Consider the following 25,340-nt stretch of genomic DNA (forward strand, 5'->3'; position numbering starts at 1 on the left):
TTGTGTATTCATGAACAAAATAATGAATAGAAGGCTCGACCCGGAGCGGGATCAAACCGCTGCTCGGATCTGGAAGCATCGTACACCTTTATCCTCGTTGCGGAAAGCAATTGACCGGGGCTCGGTTACGTTGGGATTTCTTGGAGGATCGATTACGGAAGCCAGACCGGGACATAACTGGCCTGAGAAAATCGTGTCGTGGCTGGTGGAGCGTTACCCGAATGTTCGCTTTACAGTTGAAAATGCAGCCATTGGAGCAACCGGAAGCAATCTTGCCATATTTCGTTTGGAGCGGGATATTCTGCGTCATCAATGCGATATTGTGTTTGTGGAATACGCGGTCAACGACTATTACGGCGACCAAGAACGGCGCAAGCGCTCTCGAGAGGGGGTGCTTCGGCGGCTGTTAGTGGAAAGCGAAGCCGATGTGGTGCTTGTCTATACATACCTGCAAGCGATGTATGCAGAGATGATAACGGGCGGCGTGCCGGATTCCATTGCAGAACTCGAACAGCTAGGAGAGCTGTACCTTCTGAGTTCGGTATGGATGGGTCTTTATGCTTTCAATGAAGTGCAGAGGGGACGTATGAATTGGGAGGAATGGCTGCCGGATGGCCTGCATCCGACGCATCGCGGCAGCTACAGTTACGCAGAGAGCGTCATAGCGTTCTTGGAGGAAGAGCTAGAGAAAGCACCCGGCGATATAGCTGTCCATGAAGAAACGGCAAAAAGTACCCTAATAACATCAAGAGGTGGAATTGTACCGGATGGAGCGCTGCCGGAGCCTCTGAATAAGAGGCATTGGGAGGCTGCGCAGATTATTCCGTTCTGCGATGTGCAGTTTGAAGGTCCTTGGACGATTCAGCGCAGCGCGAATGTCGTTTGGATAGACCGCATGCTGACAACATCGGCGATAGGTGCGAAGCTAAGATTCCGTTTCCGTGGAAGGGGGGCGGCATTGGGATTCGAATTCGGACGGCTGTACGCCGATTTCCGATGCAGCATCGACGGCGCCGAGCCGGTGGAAATCAAGCCGGAGCGGGCAGAGTGGTGTCCTCTCGAAGGCTTGTACCATGTCGAGGTGCTGGCAGAGGAACTGGACGAGGGGGAACACGTGGCGGAGCTTGAGATTGTACATGGGAACGGCATGCGTTGCGAAGGCACGCGTTGCCGAATAGCTTTTTTAGCTTCTCTGCCATAAGGAATCGATAGGAGGCAAGCGTGCAATTAGCAATATATGATCGGAGTGTATATGAGGGGGGAGGAATCAGGTGTGCAGCTACGATGGGAGAGCGCGACTCGAGAGGTTGAGCAGTGGCGCTGCATGGAGTGGGAACTAATGAGTACGGCTTCGTATGGGGACCCGTTCGGTGAAGCGGAGGTAACTGCCACGTTTCGGGGCCCCGATGGCAGTGTGCTGGTCCGTCCAGCCTTTTGGGATGGAGAGTCGAGCTGGAAAATTAGATTTGCTCCTAACGTTATTGGAAAATGGTCCCTGACGGTGACTTGTAACGATAAACATAATGCAGGTTTAAATATCGATGTGCCGTGGAGCTTCAATTGTGTACCCTATACGGGCGTATGGGAGCTGTATCGTCGAGGGTTTTTGCGAGTTGTACAAGGAGATCGTTATTTTACCTATGCCGACGGAACGCCTTTCTTTTATTTGGGCGATACACATTGGTTTCTACCGTCGGAAGCGGAGGGGCGCTCTAATGTGGTCGGAGTCGTATCGCAGTTTCATCATATGGTCGATCACCGAGTCAGCCAAGGCTTCACGGTCTATCAATCCGAGCCTCTTGTGACATCGGGACCTCATTTGGACTGTGATCAGGGCATACGCGAATCATCGCTTGAGCTGCTCCGTAATCTCGATCGGAAGTTTGCTTATATCGCCGATTGTGGACTTGTACATGCCAACGCGGCACTGACCTTTTCCAGCATGCTGCAGGTCACGGACTCAAGCCTGCTGGCCAAGCTTGGCCGCTATTGGGTGGCCCGTTATGGTGCCTACCCCGTTTTGTGGACGGTTGCCCAGGAGATCGATCCTGATTTCTATAACCAACTGGACCCAAAATACTGGAAGCAGATCGGCAGGGCTATCCATCGTTATGACTGCTACAAACATCCGATGACAGCTCATATGCAGTACAATGCAAGCTCCGGTTGGGCGAACGAGGAAGGACACAACTGGTTTGCACTTCAACCGCTGGATTTGTCCAAGGATTACATGGAAAGCTTCTGGCAAGGGGAGGGTACCAAGCCTTATCTTGCTTACGAAACACGGTACGAGCATAATAACCAACCCACGGTCGGCGCACGAACAGCGGCATACAGGGCGGTTCTTAACGGCTCATATGGATACGGGTACGGTGTGCAAGGGGTATGGGCGTTGAATAATTCTCCAGAAGATTGGTTCCATTACGGTCCATATTATCGCTGGTTTGACGGTTTGAATGCGGAGGCGGGCAAGCAGATGACCTATTTTAGGGAGTTTTTTGAATCTCTTCAGTGGTGGAGGCTGAAGCCTTGCTTCAGAAATACGGAATACGGGGATTTTTGCGAGAGTTTGGATAGCTTCCTTATGGTGGATGGGGATCGTACCTATGTAGCGTTATTCACCGGAGACGATGTGAACGGGGCAGTTCTCAAGCAAATGGCGGCTATTCCATATGAGGCGAGTTGGTATGATCCACGTACAGGCCTCTACAAAGCTATTCCTGGTCCTATATATCCCGAAAATGGCCAATGGGTTATTCCGCCTAAGCCGGACAAACAAGATTGGCTGCTACTCGTAGTCAGCGATGCGTCAGGCATACAGCCTAGGTTGGCCATTCGTTCCGAGGATCAAGCGACAATCATCTTCGGCAAGGACAGAATATTGCGATTGATTGCTGTTATGTTGCCAGGCGGAGAAGTAATGCATCCTGTATGGGGCGTTACGAACCTCGATGGTGGGCCGACGATAGCGGCCGATGTCGATGCTCAAGGGGTGTTGATGGCTCGTGCAAACGGCAACGTTCGGGTCACCGTGGAGCTTGCCGATCGAGGTTTATCAGCAAGCAGGACGTTTATTATAGCTGCTCAGGATCGCAGAGAGCCTATGCAAGCTGCACAATCCATCTCCATAGATCGAGAAGGGGGGCAGTTTTTTGTGCGTTTTAGTCCACCGAATACACATGACCAACGGGTCGTTTGGTCTGTATTTGAGCAGGATGGGAGAACGTCGACGGACAAAGTTTATATTAGCCCGTACGGGGTGCTAAGCTGCATGGAGGGCGGGCCGGTGAAAGTTGTTGCTGCGGCAATGGATGGTTCGGGCTTGACGGCCGATTATGATTATGATGTGCCGAACCATTACGACGAAGTTGTGAACCCATTGCTGAGAGGAGCCGTGGCTTCGGCGTCTTCCTCCGACTGGGTCAACGGCTATCGTCCAGGCAGAGCAATTGCGAGCGAGCGGGGCAACTTCACGGGCTGGACCACCAAGGTCCCGGAACATGATGGAGAGCTCCCATCGCCAGAACGTCCGCAATGGTTGGCGATTGCATTGCAGAAGCCGACAGTGATCAAACGATTGGATTTGTACACAACCGGGGCTGGACTTCAATTACGCGACTTCGATATTGAGAACTGGGATGGGGAACAATGGTCGGTGTTGGCGGAAGTGCGAGACAACAATCTGACGGAGGTCATCCTCACGTTTGCTCCCGTATCGAGCGTTCAGTTGCGTATATTGTGCTACAAGGGAGATATGATGGGGATTGCGCGGATCGGTGCGATAGAGATCTATGGAGAAGAAACCATGTAAAAGGATGAGCTAGATGATAAAGGTGCATATATATGATCACGGAGCGTTCGACATACAAATGGGAGACTTGCTGCTGGCCGATTGTTTCCCTGGAATAGACGGTAGGCCGGTTAGACCTGTTCAAGTCACGGTAGATCGTCGTCAAGACAGCAGTGAAATCGGTTACCTATTAGCTGGCGGAGAGAAGAGAATTACATTATGTTTTGCGCATGTCGATGGTGCAGTAGCTATCCGTTCTCAATTATTTGGATTTGAGACAGCTCCTCTCTGGTTCCATCCTGTATTTAGAGCCGATGCTGGAAGCATTGCCGATATTTATCGTCAAGGACTAGGAATAGGCGGGCCATCTGGATTAACGACCGTAAGTCAGCTGCTCAAGGAGCCATATCAAAGAACGGAAAGTTTCGGAATAATTGCCCTGCATGACAACGAAGCCTATCTATTCAGTTCCGCGGCCAATCATGACTCATACATGCTTAAGTATGAGGTGCAGATCAGTGATCCTATTACGCAAGCCGCACAATTTACGGCAGGATTTCGAATGGAGCGCGTATCGGGGGAAGGGACCTGGAATCTTCCGGATATGGAGTTCCGCGGGGAGAACAAACTCGAAGAAGGGCTCGTGAAAGCGGCTGGCGTTATAGCGGAAGCGATGGGAGCCAGGACTCATCGTAAACCTGCCTATCATTGGTGCTCGTGGTATTACTGGTATCATCGGTTTACTCATGAGCGCCTGCGTGAGTACCTGAATGCATTCTCGGCGATTCCTGATTTGCCACTGCAATCGATACAGATTGATGCGGGCTACTTCCCTTCCGCAGGAGATTGGTTGATTACGAATGAGATGTGGCCAGAAGGAATGGGGGCAGCGTTCGCTGACATTCAAAGGTATGGTTACGCGCCGGGGATATGGATCGGCCCGTACATGGTAGGCAATCGGAGTCAGCTCTACGGGCAGCATCCGGATTGGGTCCTGCACGATCTTGAGGATAAGCCGGTTGTCGAATGGCGCTGCTATAATGAGCCGAGAGCCTGGGGATACGCGGATGAAGAGTACTACGTTCTCGACACAAGCCATCCGGATGCGATGGCGTATATGCGCCATGTATTTCGGACTTTCAAAGAACAGGGTGTGCGGTTATTTAAAACCGATTTTATGCTCTGGGGATTGCAGGATAGCAGTAAAGTAAAGCGGCATACGCCAGGTCAAACATCCGTTCAGTATTTCCGTGAATTCATGCATGTAATCCGCGAGGAAATAGGTGAAGACAGTTATTGGCTGGGCTGTATTGCTCCCTTCTTGCCTTTTGTCGGATATGTCGATGCGATGAGGATAGCCGATGATGTTGGAGCGCAATGGAATGAGAATAGCTTTGGTCCGCGCAACATGATTCGTGAAATCGGCGGAAGTAACTATTTCAATCACGTATTCTGGCAAAACGATCCCGATGCCGTCATGCTTAGACATTTCCATATTCAATTGACCGATACTGAAATCGAGTCGCTGGCTCTGCTTCAGGCCGTATCTGGCGGGGCGGTGTATACGTCGGATCCGTTGCACGAGCTGTCACCGGAGCGGCTAGAGCTGTTCCAATTCCTTCAACCGAGAGGCGCGATGAAAGCGAAGCAGCCGCTTTTGGCCGGGCCGGGCAAGGAACTGGTGTTGACACATGTCTGGCCGGAAGAAGAGCGCGCCCTCCTGCTGTTCTTTAACCCGTCGGAGGAGCAGCTAACGGTGCAATATCAGCTTGAGAAACTAATCGACATGCCTGTTTGTTATATTCGGGAGGGGCGTTTTGGGATCAACTCGCAGCATCAGGTTCAAGATCTTGTTGTTACGATGCCGCCTCATGGCTGCAAGCTGATTTTTGCTTCAACACAAGCGTTATCGAATTCGCCAATTACGAATCTGTGGGAGTGGTTTAGCAAGGAAACGATGCGGTGCCCTTGAGCTTGAATTTGCGAAAGCCATATTAAAAAAGAGAAGGTCTAAAGGCAGAGTCTCCCGTCTACTAGATATTTTCTAGAACTGGGGCTCTGTTTAGGCATGTTCACGATGTCCCAGATGATCAACAAGAGGGGATGTTATACCCTATCGTTGACATTATTACAGGCTTTGATGCGAATATGTCGCAGATGGAGTTTTAAGCCCCATCTTCAATTTTATTTAGGTTCGCTATATAATATGTTTAGCGATAAAACATTCGAAGCGGGAGGGGAGAACGTGGAGGATAGCAACTTGAACGATTCTAAAAGGGGCAACCCGGACAGCAGAGTAACGCTAGAACATTTCGTCGGCCACATGCAACGCATTCAGCGTTACCTGCGCTCGGAGGCGTTCCATCGGAACCAGCCGGAGCTGACGCGCGTGCAATGGATGCTCCTCCGCCATCTGCGCTGCACGGAGGGAAGGACGATCGGGCAGCTCGCCGCCCATCTGGACGTGCGGGCGAGCACGATGTCCCAGATGATCGATAGGCTCGAGCTGATGAAGCACGTCGTGCGGGAGAACAGTCCCGAAGACGCGCGGGTAAAGCTCGTCAAGCTGACGCCGAGCGGCGAAGAGACCATTGCCGGCATGGAAGCGGCCTGGCTGGAATCGCTCGAGGAGCCGTTCGCCCATTTCAACGAAGACGAGAAGCGGCAGCTTGTGGCCCTGATGGAGAAGCTGTCGTCGCATCTGCCTAGGAAAGGAGACTAACTCCAATGCCTTACGGGCGCTACATTCGAAAATATTGGAAAAGCTTTCTTCTCGCGATCCTGTTCGTCACGATCGAAGCCGGCGCGGATCTGATGATGCCGACGCTGCTCGCGAACATCATCGACGAGGGAATCGCGGAGAAGGATATGAACCATGTCCTCCAAATGGGAGGGCTTATGCTGCTCATTACCGCAATGGGGGCGGTAGCGGCTTCCATCCGCAATGTTGTGGCGAGCCATGTCTCCCAGAAATTCGGAGCTGAGCTTCGCTCGGATCTGTTTGCCAAAATCCAGTCGTTGTCCTTCGACAGCATGAACCAATTCGACCGCGGATCGCTCATTACGCGACTGACGAACGACGTAACGCTCGTGCAGAACTTTCTAAACGGGATGATGCGCATTTTCGTAAAGGCTCCCATTATAGGGATAGGCGCGCTGATTATGGCGATCCGGCTCAATTGGAATTTGTCCATTATTCTGCTTGTTATTGTTCCCATCGTCATTGTATTGGTAGCGCTTAATATTCGAATCGGGTTCTCGAGGTTCATGAACGTGCAGAAGTCCTTGGACAAGGTGAACGCGACGGTGCGTGAATATTTATCCGGCGTCAGGGTCGTCAAGGCGTTCAACCGATTCGACTACGAGGAAGAGAGATTCGAGAAGTCGAACGAGGAGCAGCGCGCCCGCTCGACGAACGCGATGCGGGCGATGTCGATCTTTAATCCCGCGATTATGCTAACGGTCAACTTCGGTATCGTGACGGTTCTCTGGCTTGGCGGGCGGTGGTTGAATGCCGATCTGCTGCCGGTCGGGCATCTCGTGGCCTTCGTCAACTATATGACGCAAATTTTGTTCGCGCTCATGATGCTGACGATGGTATTCACGATGTTCATCAGGGCCAAAGCGTCCGCGCAGCGGATCGGCGAGGTATTCAAACAAGAGAACGGCATGACTTGGCGGGAAGAGGGGGAATGGGGAGGCGAAACGGGAGGGAGTGCGGGGGCCAAAGGTTCGATCGGTTCCATCGAGTTTCGGAACGTCACCTTCTCCTACGGCGGCGAACAAGGCAGCCCGGCGGTGGACGACGCGACTTTCGCATGCCGTCCCGGCGAGACGATCGGCATCGTCGGCTCCACCGGCTCGGGCAAGAGCAGTCTTGTGGAGCTGATTCCCCGCTTCTACGATGCGGACTCCGGCGAGATCCGGGTAGGCCATACGGATATCAGAGAGCTCGATCCGTCGGCGCTTCGGGAACGCATCGCCATCGTGCCGCAGCAAACCATGTTGTTCACGGGCTCCATTATGGACAACATCCGCTGGGGCAAGGAAGACGCGACGGACGAAGAAGTAGTAGAGGCCGCTAAGCTTGCCGAGGCGCATGAATTTATCCAGCGGCTGCCTGAAGGTTATCAATCCCTGTTAGGACAGCGCGGCGTTAATCTGTCCGGGGGGCAGAAGCAGCGGATATCCATCGCGAGAGCGCTGATCCGCAGACCGGACATTCTTATTCTCGACGATTGCACCAGCGCGGTCGATATGGTGACGGAGGCTCGCATCAAATCCGCGCTCAAGACTTATGCGCAAGGCATGACTTGCCTGCTCATCGCGCAGCGGATTACTTCCGTGATGGATACGGACAACATTATCGTCATGGATCAAGGGAAGATCGTGGATAAAGGAACGCATGATGAGCTCCTGGAACGCTGCCAGGTGTACCAAGAGATCTATCGTTCCCAGATCGGGAAGGAGCTGAAGACCGATGTCGTCTAGTTCGAGCGGAAGCCAAGGTCAAGGTGGCGCAAGCGAAGCCAAGGTGCCGCCGGCAATCCCAGGGATCGGTAGACCCGGCGCGGGCGGGGCAGGCCGGAAGCCGGTCAAGCCGAAGCAAATGCGAGCGACGATGCTTCGGCTCTGGCGTTACTTCGGCAGCGAGCGCAAGCGTCTTATTGTTATCTTCGCATTCGTCATTGCGACTTCTCTACTGGCTGTGGCGGCGCCTTATCTGATTGGATCCGCCATCGACGCCATGAGCGCGGCGGATGATGGCGGCATCGATTTCGGCCTGCTGGAAATCATTCTGCTTGTTTTAATTGCTGCATATGTCAGCGAAGGCGCGTTGTCTTTCCTCCAGAGCTGGCTGATGGCAGGGTTGTCCCAACGTGTGGTAAAGCAGCTGCGAGGCTCGCTGTTCGGCAAGCTGCAGAAGCTGCCTCTGCGGTTCTTCGATTCAAGATCCCACGGCGAGCTCATGAGCCGGGTGACGAACGATATCGACAACGTCAGCAATACGGTATCGCAATCGACGGTGCAGCTGATGTCGGGCTTCATCGGCATCGTCGGTTCGCTTGTCATGATGCTGGTTTTAAGCCCGCTGCTGACGCTCGCTACCCTGATCACGGTGCCGCTTGTCTACCTGCTTGCGAAATTCGTGACGAGCCGGACCGGCGTGCTGTTTAAGGAGCAGCAGGCGCAGTTGGGCAAGCTTAACGGCCATATCGAAGAGACGATCACGGGTTTGCAGGTCGTAAAGGCATTCAATCACGAGGCCAAGTCGATTCAGCAGTTCGAGGAAGTGAACGGCAAGCTGCTTCAGGTGTCGCTCAAAGCGCAGATCTGGTCGGGCTTCCTGATGCCGCTCCTCGGCGTAATTAACAATATCGGGATCGCCACCATCGCGATCGTCGGCGGCGTGATGGCCGTCAACGGACATCTTAGCGTTGGTCTGATCGCGAGCTTCGTGGGTTATTCCCGGCAGTTTGTCCGTCCGCTTAACGAGATGGCTCAAATCTACAATGTTCTGCTGTCAGGCGTAGCGGGCGCGGAGCGGGTGTTCGAGGTGCTGGACGAAAAGGAAGAGGAGCCCGATGCGCCTGGCGCTATCGTTCTGTCAAACCCGAAGGGGCATGTCGTATTCGAGAATGTCAACTTCGGTTATCGCCAGGATGTCCCTATCTTGAACAATGTCAGCTTCGATTCGCCAAAAGAGAGCAGCACGGCGTTGGTAGGGCCGACGGGAGCGGGCAAGACGACCATCGTTAATCTGCTTACGCGCTTTTACGATGTGACGGGCGGCCGCATTCTGATCGACGGCCGCGATATCCGGGACTACACGAGGGAAAGTCTGCGCCAATGCTTTGGCATCGTGCTGCAGGATACGTATCTGTTTTCCGGTACGATCCGGGACAATATTCTGTACGGAAAGCCGGATGCGACGGAGGAGGAAATGCTGCAGGCGTCGCGGATGGCCAATGCCGATGCCTTTATTCGGCGGCTTCCTCAAGGCTACGGTACGGAGCTGACCGAGAACGGCGGCAATCTGAGCCAGGGGCAGCGACAACTGCTCGCGATCGCCAGGGTCATCCTGGCTAAGCCGTCGATTCTCATCCTCGACGAAGCGACCAGCAGCATCGACACGCGGACGGAGCTGCATATTCAGGAAGCGCTGCTCAAGGTGATGAAGGGCCGGACGACGTTTATTATCGCGCACCGGCTTAATACGATCCGGGACGCCGATGCGATCATGGTCATTGACCGGGGCAAGCTTCAGGAGAAAGGGACGCATGACGCGCTGATGGAGCGGCGAGGCGTATATTACGGCATGTTTGACCAACAGTTCAAAAATGTTCAAACATAGTGAAAGTAATAATCCAAGACATGGGGAGAAGGTATGGGAGTGGAAGTGAAGTTTTGTTCAGCCTGCGGGAGCGCGATGGAATACAGGGAGATGGACGGTCATTCGCGACAAGCGTGTACGACATGCAGCTTCGTGCACTGGGGCAGCTATAGCATCGGCGTCGGGGCACTCGTGAAGAAGGACGACAAAATGCTGCTCGTCCGCCGCGCGCAAAATCCGGGCAAAGGTTTTTGGACCAATCCCGGCGGCTACATCGAGCAGTTGGAACCCATCGAGGAAACGATTGTGCGCGAGGTGATGGAGGAAAGCGGCATAGAGGCCGTCGTTACCGGCGTCGCTGCGTTGCGCGATCAGCCGAGGGACATTCACAACGTCTACATCGCGTTTGCCATGGACTATGTCGGCGGCGAGCCGCGGCCAGATAACTACGAGGTGGATGCCGCAGGTTTTTTTACGCTTGAGGAGATGGCGGAGATGAACGTCGCGCCGTTTACCAGATGGCTGGCCGATATCGCGTTCCGCGGTCAATCGGCGGGATTGCTTAAGGATGCGGCCCCCATCGTTCCGCTGAACGGCTACGGGTTGTTTCGGGTGTAGGAGAGTGGTAAGGGGGAAACCTTAGGGTAGCGGTTGTCGCTGGTTGATATGGCGAAATAGCGGCACTCCGTCCGTTCCGATGGTCACACTTATCTGAATAGATCGGCTAAGCCTTTAATGCTCACCATGTCGTCCATACTCAAACGCAAAGGACCGTCAGGATGATCTATCCTGACGGTTTTTCTCGACATTATAGAATTTATAAAATTCCGAGGTGGGTGTCTTCCACCTCGTTTTTGTGGTGAATCATAGACATGTCCTCTTCACGATTGATGAGGATCTTCGGGATGTGTTTTTGCTTCCTCGGTATGCTGGAGCAACCGCTGCGGGTGGAGACTAAGTCGATGGCATCGATTTAAAGCTCGCCGACTGGCTGCCTTTCAAGATTTAAGTCGGCGTTATCGCTCTAAAGCTCGCCGACTGGCTGCCTTTCAAGATTTAAGTCGGCGTCATCGCTCTAAAGCTCGCCGACCGGCTGCCTTTCAAGATTTAAGTCGGCGTCATCGCTCTAAAGCTCGCCGACCGGCTGCTTTTCAAGATTTACCACTTTTCGAGCATTCGAAAACCAAAATTCTATTTGGCGATTAGTCGTACCTCATGCTTCCGAAGCGGCTTTGCTTTGCAAAGCTGGAGGTCCCTCATCTCTGAAAGGCCTCGATAGAGGATTTCTCGCCGTTTATGAACGGGATGTTGTTGACTCGCGCGTGTTACGTTAGCGTTCTCCGCGATTTCGCCCGCAACAATCAAATCTCTTTGCGATGAAGATAAAGAAGTCCGCCCGCGACGAACAACACGAAGCTGCAGCCTACCGTCACGAGAATGTTCTCGAGGGGCAGATTAAAGGCACCGAAATTTTGCTCGCCGCCTTCTACAAGCATGCCGAGCGCCGGCTGCGCCCATGGATAAAACGGTCCATACTTGTCGGAGTTGATGATCAGTATGTTCGGAATCGTCATGGACACGTTGATGGCCAGCGGCGCGGCGAAGCTGCTCCAGCCGATGGAAGCCCACAGCTGCAAAGCGGCCAGAGGCAGGCACGCAATCCATCCCGTTAGGAGGGAGACGAGCGCCGATTGCCAGTCGATGCTGCCTGTAATTCCCTGTACGGCGGATGCCGCGAGAAGCGCGCCGATCATGATTAGCTGCACGGCGGCAAGCAAGGCAGCCACCATAATAAACTTGGCGCCGTACAAAGCGGTGCGCGATACCGGCAAACTAAGCGTTGCCTTCCATCCGCCTCCGTTATGCTCGTATCTGCACACGAAGGACGAGAAGATGCCTGTCAATATGGGCAACAGAAGCAAGGCATGGAGCATAAAGACAGTGGATTGCAGCAGATCGTATCGCGATGCTTCCGGTACGTCCGTCAAATTCGACATGGCGCCGATAAGCGCGGCCAGCAGCGGACTAATGGGGACGAGCAGCCAGATCAAGGAGCGGCTAAGCTTTAATCGTTCAGCGCCGAGCAGCCCCAGGAAAGAACGGAATCCCATCTCAGTTCACGTCCTTTCGATTGAAATGGACGGCAGCCGGCAGCAAAATCGCAAGTCCGATGATTAGTCCGGCCAGGACGAAGGTTTCGCCGTTTTCTGCCTTGTAGGAAGCAAGCGGCCAGTTGGTGGGCACCCACTCCGAGAGAGGGAACACCGAGATCAAGGCGGCAACGATTCCGATCGTAATCGGCAGAGACTGGTTGCGGTAAGTCACGCACATCCACAGCACCGGAGTCAGCAGCGTCCAGGATGCCAGATAGGGATAAGCCGCCAGCTTTATAGCATCGGTCACGGGGAAGTCCGCCGCATCGAAGCCGAGCAGCAGGCCGAGTCCGAAGGAGCCGAGTGCGAGCACGATGCTGGCAACGGCAAGCAGCAACGCGACAATGGCAAATTTGGAGCCGAACACCGCGTATCGCGAGATCGGCAGCGCGAGCAGCTGCTTCCACGCGCTTGTATGATGCTCGACATTGGCCAGCATAGAGCTCAGAATGGTAATGCCCATCAAAAGCGCGATGGGAACGAACATCAAAATATTGTCCAGCAGGCCGCCCCAGGGATCGCCGGCGTAGGCTTTTATCATATAATCGTAACGGAGACCGTAATTCAGCCCTTGCATCGCGATTAAGCCGACCGGGGCGAGGAAGGTCAGGAACCACAGTCCTTTGCCGTTGATCTTGAGCAGATCGGATCTTATCGCTTGAACGATCATAAGCTTCCATCCTCCCCGACGATTTCGAGGAACAGCTTCTCCAGCGTCTTGCGATCTTCTTCCACCCGATAGACGGCATGGCCGGATTGCACCAGTTCTTTGACGGCCAGGGCTACGGCGGCGTCTCCGGCGCTGCCGAGCGACAGCGTGGAGTCGCCCGCGCCGATCGCGGCTTCGATACCGCGGCTCGCCAGCACGCCCAAGGCGTCTTCGCGTTCCGAGACGCGGAGCGTGACGGCGCTTTGCGACTGCGTACGCAAGCTGTTGATCGTATCCTGGAACACCAGCTCCCCGCGGCGAATGATGCCGACGACGCTAGCCATTTGCTCCACTTCGCTCAACAGATGGCTGGAGATGAGCACGGTAATGCCGTATTGGCGCGGCATCTCCTTGATCAGCTCGCGAATTTCCAGTATGCCGGACGGGTCGAGGCCGTTGGTGGGCTCATCCAGGATGAGCAGCTCCGGGTTGCCGAGCAGAGCGCTCGCTATACCCAGGCGTTGCTTCATGCCGAGCGAATATCCTTTAACCGGGCGCTTTGCTTCCTTCGTCAATCCGACGATAGCGAGAACCTCATCGATTCGGCTCGCAGGCACGCCGATGATGCGGCGAATCGCCTCGAGATTTTGAACGGCGGTCAGATGTCCATAGTTCGACGGATATTCCACCAGCGAGCCGACCTTCCGTAGAATAGACAGCCGGTCCTTCTCCAGCGGTCGCCCGAAGATCCGAATAGACCCTCCGGATGGCTTGATCAGACCGAGCAGCATGCGGATCGTCGTTGTTTTGCCCGCGCCGTTCGGCCCCAGGAAACCGTATATTTCCCCTTTTGCGATTTGCAGATTCAGGTTGGATACCGCGTAGCGCCCCTTGTACCTCTTGCCGAGACCTCTTGTCTCGATTATCCATTCTTTCAAGTCGATCACCTCGAGATCCAGATTAACGTCTCAAGGTTAAGTCCCGTGTACATCGAAGGTTAAATTTCGTTTAAATGCGAGTTCAAATTGAACAACCTCTTTAAAAATAGCCGCGCCCGTCGTTCGTCTTTTCGTACAAATACACCCGCGTCCCTTCCTCCGAGCTTGCCGTTTCGCGGACAAGTCCCATGCTGTCGGCCAAATAATCCACGATGGCAAGTCCGACGCCCGCCCCTGTGGCAGAGGATTCGGAGTTCAGACCCCGGCCTTTGTCGGAGACGACGAGGCATGGCCGTCCGTGCCGCTTCTCCAACGCTAAGCCGATATAACCGCCATCCCGGGCATGGCGAACGACATTCTGGAATAAATTGTCCAGCATGCGCTGCAAGCCCGCGCGATCGCCTTGCCATATCAGCTGCTCATGGGGTAGCCGAACGTCGACCTCGAGACCTTCCCGTTCCCAGAGCGGATACCAGCTTGCGGCGGATTCTCTCGCCAGCCGGACGATGTCAACAGCCTCCAGGGTCAGCTTATAGCGCCCGCTGGTCATGAGCGTATAGGCAAGCAGGTTGTCAATAAGCTCGCCCAACCCTTCGGCCTTGCCTTGCATGACCGATACGGATTGCTGCCCCTTCGGACTAAGCGGCTCCTCGCGCAATTGGTAGAGATGCCCCTGCATAATCGTGAGCGGAGTGCGCAGATCATGCGACAAATTCGCGACGAGCGACTTGCGCAGCTGTTCTTCTTCGCTCTGGCGCTGCCGGCTGTCCCTGAGCTGGGCGACCATGCCGTTGAAGGAGTATTCCAGCGCTCCGATTTCGTCCCAGCGCTTGATCGCGACGGGTTCCGGGATGCCGTGCTCATCCTGCCGCGCCATAGCGGATTGCAGGCGAAGGAGCCGTCTGCGGATGTGGCGGAAGAACAAGAGCGACATGGCTACGAACACCGAGAACATGACAAAGACGAAGGCGATGTAATACGGCGTCCCGGAGCCGTTCGGATTGCCCGTGGAGATCGCTTCGCGCGGCATTCGGATCGTCATAAAGGAAGAACCGGCATTTTCCTTGCCGAGGAAAGCGATGACCGTATAGGGATCTTTCCCGATGCTTGCCTTCATAAACCGGATGGCCTCCTCCGGCGTCCATTGCGCCGGAATATCGAGCTGAGGCGGCAGTTGACTCCTTGTCGCGCCATTTGCGTCGACCCAGAACATGGAGGCTTCGGGATAGCGTCTTTTCAGCTCGATGAGAGCTTCGTCGATGGCCGCATCCGACTTGCCTTCCATATTGGCTGCATGCGCATGCCAATCCGACAAAAGACCAGACGTCCCGCCATACTTGGCGCCGCTCTCCATATCTGATTTCGAGCTCCACTGAACGATGGTGTAGGTGAGACTGGCAAGCGGGATAATGACGGGAATGAACAGGAATGCGGCCAGCACGATGATTAAATATTGTCCCTGCAGCGAGCCCGGCAGGAGACGCGACTTGCGTACGGGAGCTTGCGAATCGTTGCGTTTGTTCATGCCCGTACCCGATAACCCAGCCCGCGAATCGTCTCGACGACTTCGGGCGAAGCGGGGTCCTTCTCGATCTTCTCGCGCAAGTGCCGGATATGTACCATAAGCGTCTTATCCCCGTCCAGATAAGATTCGCCCCATACCGCCTCGTAGATTTGCTCCTTGGTCAGAATTTGCCCCAGATGGCGGAACAGAAACATGAAGATGTGGAACTGCTTGCCCCCGAGGGCGAGCTCTTCTCCGGTATCCGCATGCACGATCCGGTTTTCTGCCTCATAAACAAGCAGATGCTTTACCTTGGTCGGTTCGCTGGAGCGTCTTCCGCCGCGGCGGAGGAGCACTTCGATCCGGGCCGACAATTCGTCGGGATGGAATGGCTTGGTCACGTAATCATCCGCGAATTCAAGGCCTTGCAGCTTGTCATCGATGGACGTTCGAGCAGACAGCATCAGGATAGGCAGATCCGGATTCGCTTTCTTCAGTCTTTGTCCTATCGTGAAGCCGTCAAGACCGGGCAGCATGACGTCCAGCACGACCAAGCTGCAGCCCTCGGCTTCCCGCAAAGCCTCCTCGCCGCTTTTAAGCCATTTCACCTCGTATGATTTGGCCCGGAGCTGCTCCGTTACAAGCTCTCCTATTTCCGTGTCGTCCTCGATATAAAGCAACTTAATGGAGTTAGTAGTCAAGTCGATCGTCCCCTCGCACCCGTTTTTCGAAAATTATATACGAAGACTCCCTGCCGCGAAAGCCTGCCGGAAAGTCTGTTCAAGTAGCCGTACACAAATTGTGAAAATTTGTTATGATGTTGCTGATACCATTTGCTAGGGTGTTTCGTAATAGTTGGTTATGAGGTAATGATACGAGAAGGAGTGGATTCCATGTCATTGTTCAACCGCATGATGGCGAGCGTGGGAATTGGGGCGGCGAAGGTGGATACGCTGCTTGAGCGCACATCCTATAGTCCCGGCGACGAGGTGCGCGGTGTGGTACGCATTTATGGAGGTTCGGTCGATCAGCAGATCGAAGGCATTGATTTGTCCATCATGACTTATTACATCAAAGAAGTGAACGATAGCAAGTTGAAGCAGAACGTGGAGCTTGGCAAGGTACGCGTCTCTCCGCCTGTAACGGTGCGCGCGGGCGAAAACAGGGAAATCGGCTTCAGCTTCTACCTGGCTCCCAATACGCCGCTGTCCATCGGCAGATCGCCGGTGTGGATCAAGACGTCGGCGGATATTCGCTCCTCCGTTGATCCGACGGACAACGATTATATCGAAGTTGTGCCGACCCAGCCTATGCACATGGTTTTGCAGGCGATCGAATCGCTGGGCTTCAAGCTCCGCGAAGCGGAAACGGTCTACGCGCCTCGAATCGGAGACTCTTCTCCGTTCGTGCAAGAGTTCGAATGGGTGCCGTACGGCGGTGCTTATCGCGGACAGCTGGACGAGGTGGAGCTCGTGTTCCTGCGCAATCGAGGCAGCGAGCTGGAGCTGCTGCTGCAGATTGACCGTCGTGCAAAAAATCTGTTCGGTTTGTTCGCCGAAGCTATGGATACGGACGAAAGCTTCGTAAAGGTCGTGGTCAAAGAAGCCGATTTTGCGCAAGGACCGCAATACGTGGCTTCTCTTCTCAACAATGTGATATCGCGCTATTCTCATTAAGCTGCCGGGGCGAAGTAAGTAGAAAACGAAGTTAGTAGAAAGCGAAGTTAGTATAGGAGCTGTCTCAGGGTCGATGATGTACAATTACCATTCATCGATCCTATTGGACAGCTCTTTTGTGCTGCCAATCGGAGCTCCATAGTCGTTATTAACGCCTTTGGAATATCTTGCACGGTTACGCCCCATCCCGTCCCATGGTTCCCGACTCGTTGCAAGCATGTCGCCGAAATGGTTCAGGAGAGTTGGATAACTTTGCCGCCACAGTGTAAACAACGTAATGGAAAAAGGTCCGCGCAACCGCTGATTCGCGTTCATGCGAGCCCTTTTTTTCGCCAAAGTGCAACGACAGCCGTTTCATAGTGGAAGTGATCTGATCCGCCAAAGTGCGGCAACAGCCTGTCTACCAGTCTAAGTCGCCGCCAAACGTCCTTGATAGCGGCAAACCCGGTTGCGTCCGCCTCGCTTCGCTTCGTACAGGGCAGCATCTGCTTCCCTTAGGAGTGTCTCCAAACTTGCGGCGCTGTCCGCCGAGGAAGCGACGCCGAAGCTGGCGGTCACGGTGAGGCTTCCGTGTGCTGGGGTGTCCAGCGTATTGCCGGACAGGGCGATCCGCAGCCGCTCCGCGATCAAGTCCGCGCTCTCCGGCAACTCGCCATGAAGCGCTACGACGAATTCCTCGCCGCCATATCTCGCGAAAAGCATGTCCGGCTTCAGCTCGCGCTGGCAGACGGCGGCTGCGTGGCGCAGCACTTCATCGCCCGTCTCGTGACCGTACGAGTCGTTGAATGCTTTGAAGTTATCGATATCGAACAGGATGACGGAGGTCGGGCGTTCCCGCAAAGCGGACAGCTCGAGCTGTTCCTTGGCGCGAATGATGAACTGCGTTCGATTATAGATGCCAGTCAAGCCGTCGTAATAAGCCATATGACGAAGCTGCTCCTCAAGCCGCTTCTGTTCTGTAACATCGACCAGCATAAGCAGATCTCCGATCACATCGCCGCCCCGGCCACGGACGATCGATAATTTGGCCTGGTAAATCGAAAGGACGCCGCCGCTCTCCCACTGCAGCTCCTGTACCGTCTCATCTGCACCCGGCCGCTTAAGTCCATAGTGCGGCAAGCCGGTCAGATTTTCCCATATATCGACAAGCCTTTTGCCGAGCAAGCTTCTGCGGAGCGCGGGAATCATCCGGGAAGCCGCTTTATTATAATCGATCAGACGTCCCGACCGGTCGAGCACGATGACGCCTTCTCTCATACTCTCGAATATATTTTCCTTGGCTATGGGCACTATCATGAGGAGGCGCGTAGAGAGAATGGCCCATATATACAGGGCCGAGGTGATGCTGAGAATAAACGGTACGGGATCCGCGCCATATGGCGTAGCGCCGATCAGATAGAGGAAGGCTCCGATCATGGGCAAGCTCTGTCCGCAGAGCAAAGTGAGCAATTGGATACGGAAGGTTTTTTTGGTCTTGAACCACTGCCTGAGCAGCAGGATGGCGCCAGCGAACAGACAACCGAACGTATAGGCTCCATGTACGATATACCAGTCACCGATGACGATGTCGGCCATGGGCGTGGGCGTATCGGAACGGAGGTAAACATCCTTGTAGAAGAGATGATGACTTTCGTTCGTTGCGACGAGCAGGAACGTAATGGCCGGTATGATAAACATCGCGCGAGCTGTTCTTCTCGATATGTTCCAATCAATATAACGCATGATAAGGAGCAGTCCCACTACGGGCGTAAAGGCGATGCCGATATATTCCACGACGCCCCATCTCTTTATTTCTTCCAATGTATCGCTGGCAAGCTCGAAGGCGAAGGCGAAGATATAGACCGATTGCAGGGCTGTCCACCAGACTAGCAGCCGGGCTTCGGGGAATTCTCTTTTTTTGAAAAAGACGTATAGGCACAGGAAGGTATTAAGCACGCCCGAGGTCGTAATCAACGAGATGTACGGCGTCAAATCCAGCTGCATGAAGGAAGTCCTCCATTCGTGATCATTGTCTTTTTTATCGTATCACAGTTGACGCGTTCGACGAAACAAATAAAAGCGCAGTATTCGAGTCGGCATTTTTGAGAAAATCGCCAAATCCCCAATTTTCCTGCAAATTCCTGCATATTACTGTTGAACGTTGACAATCCGTGAAGTAAAATAGATAAAAGGTGTAAGTACAAGTTCAAATAGTCTATAAATCCCTTATTACTCATTGCCTAACGTCAGCCAGATCGACTAACCTTGCATAGTCTATGAGGCTGGCTTTTTTCATAGATTATGTTTTTTTAAATTATAGGAAAGTATATGCTTTCACTATACTTGACCTATAATTCTCGGAATGAAACGCGCTTCGCGATGGCGCAGCCGTTTCACCTTGTGATTTCATAGATGGATGGTTGGAAGCGAGGAACAAGATGGATAACGAGATTTGGCTGCGGCAATCGCAAAACAGGTGCAAGCTGCTCGGCATTAACCCCGAGGTCGTGCCGGCGTTCACGACTATACTGACAGAAGCGGAGCTCGCGAGCAAGCGCATGGAGTACGAGGAGATTTTGTCCGTCATTAATTTTTTTGTCAACAAGATGCTGGAGCTCATGAAGGGGCTGCCGCTGCTGATTCTCATCTCGGATGAGAACGGATGTATTCTGGAGATGGCCGGGGACGAGACGATCAAAACCATCGTCAGCCAGTCCGGCATCAAGATCGGACTTGTCTTCACGGAGAAAGAAGCAGGTACGAACAGTATAAACCTGGCACTGGATCATCGAGAGCCGTTCCAGTTGATCGGGAGGGATCATTACTTTCACTTTTTGGAAGAAAGTGCTTGTTATTCCGTACCGTTCCAACACACCGATGTCAGCAGCCTCTTAGGCACGATAACCATAATGACGACGATCGACCAGCATAATCCGTTCCTGCTGGCGATGTTGTGCACGGTGGTAGATTCCATCGAGCGCGAGCTCCTGCTCAAAAAGCAGAACAGAAGACTACATATTCTTAATCAAGTGGTTATCGAGACGACGAGAAACGGCATCATCATTACCGACCGCGAGGGCAAAATTACCGAATATAATCAGTTCGCCGAGTATATTACGGATCTAAAGAAGCAGGACGTGCTTCACAAGTCGATCGTCGAGCTTAAGATTAGCCAATACATTAACGAGGTTCTCCATTACGGCATTGTCTATGAGGATATGGAGATCAGCATTAAGCAGAAGAATCAAGACGAGCGGCTTGTCTGCCTGTTCGACGCCTTCCCGATCTATGACCAGAAGGGCCTGATTATGGGAGCCTTTGCTCAATTTCGCGATATCACGGAGAGATCCAAGGCCGAGAAGCAGATTAATCATCTCGCCTACCACGACGATTTGACCGGCTTGCCGAATCGCCGCTTCTTTACGCAGCATCTGACGAAGCTCCTGGACTCGCAAGAAGGCGAGCGCAGCCCGTTCGGCTTAATGTTCCTTGACCTCGACAGCTTTAAGAAAATTAATGATAATCTTGGTCATAACAACGGGGATGCCTTGCTGAAGCTGGTCGCTGGACGACTTAAAAATTGCTGCCGCAACTCCAAGCACTTCGTGGCCCGCATGGGCGGGGATGAATTCACGATCGTCGTGAAGGACATAAAAAGTCAGGAAGAGATTATCAAGGTAGCGGATGACATCATTAAGGCATTCGAGACGCCGTTCGAGATTGACGAATACGAATTCTACATTACGTCAAGTCTCGGCATTGCTTTCTATCCGCAGGATGGGACAGATGCGGAGACGCTGATGAAACGCGCGGATATCGCGATGTACCTGGCCAAGGACGGGGGCAAAAACAATTACGCGCTTTATAAAGCCGCAAAGAGCAGTATCGGCATGGAGCAGCTCACGTTGGAGAGCTCCATTCGGAAGGCCCTGCATAACAATGAGTTCGTTTTGCATTATCAGCCGCAGATCGAGCTGGAGACCGGGAATATTATCGGAACGGAGGCGCTGTTGCGCTGGAACCATCCTACGCTGGGACTCGTGTCGCCTTCCAAGTTTATCCCTATCGCCGAAGAGACGGGATTAATTGTGCCCATCGGAGAATGGGTGCTGCGAACCGCATGTCTTCAAAATCAGGCATGGATCGATCAAGGCGTATCGCCGATGAAAATTTCCGTTAATTTGTCGACAAGGCAATTTCTAAAGCGTGATCTGGTGGAGACCGTGCAGAAAATTCTGTTGGAAACGGGGCTCGATCCCTCGTTGCTGGAATTGGAAATTACGGAATCGATGACGATGGATGTTGATTTTGCGATCGAAGTGCTTGGAGATCTCAAAAAGCTGGGAATCCATGTGTGCATCGACGACTTCGGCACAGGCTACAGCAATCTTTATTACTTGAAGTTATTTTCGATTGACAGGCTTAAGATCGACCAGTCGTTCGTAAGGGATATTATGACGGATTCCATCGACGCCGACATTGTGTCTACTATCATCGCCATGGCCTACAACTTGGGAATTGACGTCATCGCGGAGGGCGTGGAGACCGAGGATCAATTAAATTATTTAAAGCGGCTGAGATGCCGCGAGGTGCAAGGATATTACTTCCACCGGCCGCTGCCTGCCGAGCAAATGGAAGGTATTTTGAAACCGTATGGCCATTACGAGTATTAGATGAAGGAGACCAAATGAAAAAAAAGGTATATTCGATCATAGTAGAACATTTCAAGCGCTGGGGTGTAAAGCATGTATTCGGCATCCCGGGCAAATCGATATCCCCGCTCATGCTGGAGCTGGACAGTCAGGAAATTCAATATGTGCTGGGCCGTCATGAAACGGGCTGCGGCTTCGAGGCTTCGGGTTACGCTCTTGCGAGCGGCTCGTTAGGCGTAGCCATCGCAACATCGGGACCCGGCGGCACCAATATGATTACTTCCGCCGGGCAGGCCAAGGAATTCGGGGTTCCCGTGCTGTTTATTACCGGACAACCTTCCATGCAGGATACAGGCAAGGCGCTCAGTCAGGATTCCAGCCAATTCGGCATGGATCTTGTAAAGATGTTCGAGCCGGTTACACTGTTTAGCGCAAGGGTCGAACGCGGGGATCTGCTCCCGTTATATCTAAGACATGCTATCGAAAGAGCCTATCATGGGGAGAAGGGGCCAGTACATCTCTGCATCCCGTTTGATGTATTAATGGAAGAGATCGAGGACTTCCAGGTTATGATGCCGGACTACGCATCGCCGGTGATCGCCCGAAGCGTTGATCGGGCGGTCGCGATGCTGGACGAGGCAGCTCGTCCCGTGTTGTTCCTCGGCAAAGGCGCAGTTACGGCGGAAGCGTTCGAGGAGATTCGGATCATCGCCGAACATTGGCGTATTCCCGTCGTTACCGCGCCAGGAGGCAAGAGCGCATTCCCGACAACCCATCCCTTGTACCATGGAGGTTATGGGCTGGGCGGGTCGCCAACCGCGATGGACTATATGGTATCCGGAATCGATCTGATGATCGTCATCGGCAGCAAGCTGTGCGACATGCAGTTGTCTGGTTTTACGGAAGAGATGAAGCCAAAGCATATGCTGCAATTCGAATATGATCTGACGTTCGCGGGCAAGTCGGTGGATGTATATACGGAGATCGTGCTTGGCGACTTAAAGGCCAACCTGAGTCAAGTCATACATACGGCCGGCGCCAAAGGCCGACCGGACGATTACAAATTGAAGCCGCTGCCCGGCTATGATCCGGAGCGTTACCAGCGCGTCCCGATGGAAGCAGGGGAATCGTTCCGCGCGCTGCGTGCTTCGTTGCCCGAGGATGCGATTATGTTCGGAGATGCGGGCAGCCACTCCTTTTATGCCGTGCAGCATCTGGATATGCCTTGCACGGGTACCTTCTACTTCGATGAAGTATTTATTGCAATGGGCGCCGCAATCGGTTATTCCATAGGCGCGAAGCTTGCGAAGCCGGATAAGCCAGTCGTCTGTATTACCGGCGACGGCTGCATCCTGATGCAGGGAACCGAAATATCGACGGCGGTCAGCCATGGCGTACCCGTTATCTTTTTTGTTTTGAACAACGGCCGACTGGACATGGTGGATAAGGGGATGTCCTACAATACGGGCCGCTCCGTAGGCGCTGTATACGAGCATCCCCTCGATGTCAGCGGATTCGCGATGTCGATGGGAGCAGCGGCTTATCGCTGCCACCACCCGAGAGATATCCGTGAAGCCGTTCAGGCGGCGCTAACCGCGAACGGACCGACCGTGATCGAAGTGATGGTCGATCCGCTGGAAATCCCGCCGATCTTGACGCGGCTGTTGTCGATGGCCTAATTTCGGCTGTAATCGGCCGACATATAGATGGATGCGCGAATGTATGCAGGGTTTCGCGTATCACATGATGCAAGTTTTTATTTAAGGATAGGTAAGGGGGAGTACGATGAATTCGGAGGCGTATGACAAAGGAATCGAGACGCTGAGCAAGATGGTTGGCCCGGAGATGCTGCAAGCAACGGTTGAGAAAGTGAAGAAATTTAGTCCGGATTTCGCGAATATGATCGTATCTTTCCCGTATGGCATGATTTATTCCAGGCCGGGCCTCGATCACAAGCAGAGGTCGCTCGTCGCGATCTCCGCTTTGATCGCATCCGGTTCCGATGCGCAATTGGACTTCCACATTCACGGTGGACTTAACGCAGGGCTCACGCCCGATGAAATTATAGAGGCCATTATGAATTGTTTGCCATATGCGGGATTCCCAAAGTCGATCAGCGCCTTGTTCGTGACCATGCGCATATTCGAGGAGCTCGGCATCAAGCCAGGCGAGAGCGAAATCGTTGACTGAGGATCGTCCAGTCGATTCGATATTGGAAATTTATTTTAAAAAATATTATTTGGAATAATTATGACTGCCGCATCTGTGATGCGGCAGCTTTTTTTCAAAATAAGATAATATTTCAAATGAGGATAATGAACGGAGTTACACTTATAAAAAAGGGACCGGTCCTGAAGCTAACGGACTCACGAGACATTAATAGCCTGTTTTGCTTAAGTTTCATATTCTAACGGACAGGAGCGCCGTTATATGGCCAAATTATAGCAAAATGCCGCTCGGATGGTGCAAATAGAGGCGCGTGTGTCCGTTAGATTTTAGAAACATCATTTATTCGAAAAATAGTGACGCTCCTGTCCGTTAGCAGTACAACCTTGTGGCTCAGCTCAATAAAGCGGATAAATCCGCTATAATAGTCCGAGCGCCCCCGGCACAGCCGAATAAAGCGGATAAATCCGCTATAATAGTCCGAGCGCCCCCGGCACAGCCGAATAAAGCGGATAAATCCGCTATAATAGTCCGAGCGCCCCCGGCACAGCCGAATAAAGCGGATAAATCCGCTATAATAGTCCGAGCGCCCCCGGCACAGCCGAATAAAGCGGATAAATCCGCTATAATAGTCCGAGCGCCCCCGGCACAGCCGAATAAAGCGGATAAATCCGCTATAATAGTCCGAGCGCCCCCGGCACAGCCGAATAAAGCGGATAAATCCGCTATAATAGTCCGAGCGCCCCCGGCACAGCCGAATAAAGCGGATAAATCCGCTATAATAGTCCGAGCGCCCCCGGCACAGCCGAATAAAGCGGATAAATCCGCTATAATAGTCCGAGCGCCCCCGGCACAGCCGAATAAAGCGGATAAATCCGCTATAATAGTCCGAGCGCCCCCGGCACAGCCGAATAAAGCGGATAAATCCGCTATAATAGTCCGAGCGCCCCCGGCACAGCCGAATAAAGCGGATAAATCCGCTATAATAGTCCGAGCGCCCCCGGCACAGCCGAATAAAGCGGATAAATCCGCTATAATAGTCCGAGCGCCCCCGGCTCAGCTCAATAAAGCGGATAAATCCGCTATAATAGTCCGAGCGCCCTCGGCACAGCCGAATAAAGCGGATATATCCGCTATCATAGTCCATTCGCTCCACGCTCGCTGGGTTGTGTTAACCGAAGCGAATAAGGACTTTTTTAATTCGAAAATGTCGAAAATCGACAAAATAGCGCCTCTGCTGTCTATCATAGGTTGTTAGGAGAGGCGTACTTGCATACATTAACTTCCAATCACTCGCAAGGGTGATTTTGTTGTGATTTAGAAAACTATGCATGGCTTCAAACGGAGGATAAAGGAGCTGCATCTGCATAAGTAGAACCGATTGGGAGTCAAACGGATAACCGCGATACAAACGGAAGCCAACGAAAGAACGAAAGAACGAAAGAACGAAAGAACGAAAGAACGAAAGAACCAACGAAAGAGTTGACATCAAAATTATA

At 53.2% G+C, this 25,340-nt stretch carries 19 protein-coding genes; 11 read left to right on the top strand and 8 right to left on the bottom strand.

Translation table 11 applies throughout. From position 1 onward, the window contains the following. Positions 1 to 10 precede the first annotated feature (10 nt). The 7 genes from B1748_RS00660 (at position 11) to B1748_RS00690 (ending at position 10,742) form a co-directional block, all read left to right on the top strand. Positions 11 to 1,201 (top strand): SGNH/GDSL hydrolase family protein, encoded by a 1,191-nt coding sequence (locus B1748_RS00660; RefSeq protein ID WP_087565933.1) that lies wholly within the window; start codon positions 11 to 13, stop codon positions 1,199 to 1,201. Between the two features lie 72 nt (positions 1,202 to 1,273). Further along, positions 1,274 to 3,811, top strand: coding sequence for a DUF5060 domain-containing protein (locus B1748_RS00665; protein WP_179215300.1), 2,538 nt, complete (start codon positions 1,274 to 1,276; stop codon positions 3,809 to 3,811). A 13-nt stretch (positions 3,812 to 3,824) separates the two neighbouring features. Then, complete coding sequence (locus B1748_RS00670; RefSeq protein ID WP_087565935.1) at positions 3,825 to 5,762, top strand: glycoside hydrolase family 36 protein; 1,938 nt, start codon at positions 3,825 to 3,827, stop codon at positions 5,760 to 5,762. A 288-nt stretch (positions 5,763 to 6,050) separates the two neighbouring features. Continuing rightward, complete coding sequence (locus B1748_RS00675) at positions 6,051 to 6,512, top strand: MarR family winged helix-turn-helix transcriptional regulator (protein ID WP_256975457.1); 462 nt, start codon at positions 6,051 to 6,053, stop codon at positions 6,510 to 6,512. Positions 6,513 to 6,517: 5 nt separating this feature from the next. Beyond that, positions 6,518 to 8,281, top strand: a complete 1,764-nt coding sequence (locus B1748_RS00680; protein ID WP_087565937.1) for an ABC transporter ATP-binding protein — start codon at positions 6,518 to 6,520, stop codon at positions 8,279 to 8,281. Next, complete coding sequence (locus B1748_RS00685) at positions 8,271 to 10,145, top strand: ABC transporter ATP-binding protein (protein ID WP_087565938.1); 1,875 nt, start codon at positions 8,271 to 8,273, stop codon at positions 10,143 to 10,145. Before B1748_RS00680 ends, B1748_RS00685 begins: the two co-directional genes overlap by 11 nt. Before the next feature lie 33 nt (positions 10,146 to 10,178). Then, positions 10,179 to 10,742, top strand: a complete 564-nt coding sequence (locus tag B1748_RS00690) for an NUDIX hydrolase (RefSeq protein ID WP_306299306.1) — start codon at positions 10,179 to 10,181, stop codon at positions 10,740 to 10,742. 743 nt (positions 10,743 to 11,485) lie between these two features. Here the strand turns inward: B1748_RS00690 and B1748_RS00695 are convergent. The 5 genes from B1748_RS00695 to B1748_RS00715 all read right to left on the bottom strand — a co-directional run bounded on the left by B1748_RS00695 (position 11,486) and on the right by B1748_RS00715 (position 16,069). Next, positions 11,486 to 12,235 (bottom strand): ABC transporter permease, encoded by a 750-nt coding sequence (locus B1748_RS00695; RefSeq protein ID WP_087565940.1) that lies wholly within the window; start codon positions 12,233 to 12,235, stop codon positions 11,486 to 11,488. A gap of 1 nt (position 12,236) precedes the next feature. Beyond that, positions 12,237 to 12,947 (bottom strand): ABC transporter permease, encoded by a 711-nt coding sequence (locus B1748_RS00700; protein ID WP_087565941.1) that lies wholly within the window; start codon positions 12,945 to 12,947, stop codon positions 12,237 to 12,239. After that, entirely contained in the window at positions 12,944 to 13,864 is a 921-nt protein-coding gene (locus B1748_RS00705) for an ABC transporter ATP-binding protein (protein WP_087565942.1), read from the bottom strand. Before B1748_RS00705 ends, B1748_RS00700 begins: the two co-directional genes overlap by 4 nt. 100 nt (positions 13,865 to 13,964) lie before the next feature. Beyond that, entirely contained in the window at positions 13,965 to 15,389 is a 1,425-nt protein-coding gene (locus tag B1748_RS00710) for a sensor histidine kinase (protein WP_087565943.1), read from the bottom strand. Beyond that, the gene (locus tag B1748_RS00715) at positions 15,386 to 16,069 is read right to left on the bottom strand and encodes a response regulator transcription factor (protein ID WP_256975458.1); all 684 of its coding nucleotides are present in this window, start codon (positions 16,067 to 16,069) and stop codon (positions 15,386 to 15,388) included. Before B1748_RS00715 ends, B1748_RS00710 begins: the two co-directional genes overlap by 4 nt. Positions 16,070 to 16,261: 192 nt before the next feature. Here B1748_RS00715 and B1748_RS00720 point away from each other — a divergent pair, with 192 nt between their 5' ends. After that, positions 16,262 to 17,044, top strand: a complete 783-nt coding sequence (locus tag B1748_RS00720; RefSeq protein WP_087565944.1) for a sporulation protein — start codon at positions 16,262 to 16,264, stop codon at positions 17,042 to 17,044. Between the two features lie 84 nt (positions 17,045 to 17,128). Here the strand turns inward: B1748_RS00720 and B1748_RS00725 are convergent, their stop codons facing one another. Both B1748_RS00725 and B1748_RS00730 read right to left on the bottom strand, forming a co-directional pair. Beyond that, a complete protein-coding gene (locus tag B1748_RS00725) occupies positions 17,129 to 17,359 on the bottom strand; it encodes a hypothetical protein (RefSeq protein ID WP_087565945.1) in 231 nt (76 codons plus the stop codon). Positions 17,360 to 17,452: 93 nt separating this feature from the next. Continuing rightward, complete coding sequence (locus tag B1748_RS00730) at positions 17,453 to 19,027, bottom strand: histidine kinase N-terminal 7TM domain-containing diguanylate cyclase (protein WP_087565946.1); 1,575 nt, start codon at positions 19,025 to 19,027, stop codon at positions 17,453 to 17,455. 434 nt (positions 19,028 to 19,461) lie between these two features. On the opposite strand from B1748_RS00730, the gene B1748_RS00735 reads away from it, so the two are divergent. The 3 genes from B1748_RS00735 (at position 19,462) to B1748_RS00745 (ending at position 23,865) form a co-directional block, all read left to right on the top strand. Further along, the gene (locus B1748_RS00735; protein ID WP_087565947.1) at positions 19,462 to 21,696 is read left to right on the top strand and encodes a putative bifunctional diguanylate cyclase/phosphodiesterase; all 2,235 of its coding nucleotides are present in this window, start codon (positions 19,462 to 19,464) and stop codon (positions 21,694 to 21,696) included. Positions 21,697 to 21,710: 14 nt separating this feature from the next. Continuing rightward, on the top strand, positions 21,711 to 23,354 hold the full coding sequence (locus B1748_RS00740) for a thiamine pyrophosphate-binding protein (RefSeq protein ID WP_087565948.1): 1,644 nt from the start codon (positions 21,711 to 21,713) through the stop codon (positions 23,352 to 23,354). A 106-nt stretch (positions 23,355 to 23,460) separates the two neighbouring features. Beyond that, positions 23,461 to 23,865 (top strand): carboxymuconolactone decarboxylase family protein, encoded by a 405-nt coding sequence (locus B1748_RS00745; protein ID WP_087565949.1) that lies wholly within the window; start codon positions 23,461 to 23,463, stop codon positions 23,863 to 23,865. Between the two features lie 298 nt (positions 23,866 to 24,163). On the opposite strand, the gene B1748_RS00750 is transcribed toward B1748_RS00745, so the two are convergent. After that, entirely contained in the window at positions 24,164 to 24,988 is an 825-nt protein-coding gene (locus tag B1748_RS00750; protein ID WP_087565950.1) for a hypothetical protein, read from the bottom strand. Positions 24,989 to 25,340 lie beyond the last annotated feature (352 nt).

The organism is Paenibacillus sp. MY03 (assembly GCF_002165585.1).
Lineage (GTDB): Bacteria > Bacillota > Bacilli > Paenibacillales > Paenibacillaceae > Pristimantibacillus > Pristimantibacillus agaridevorans.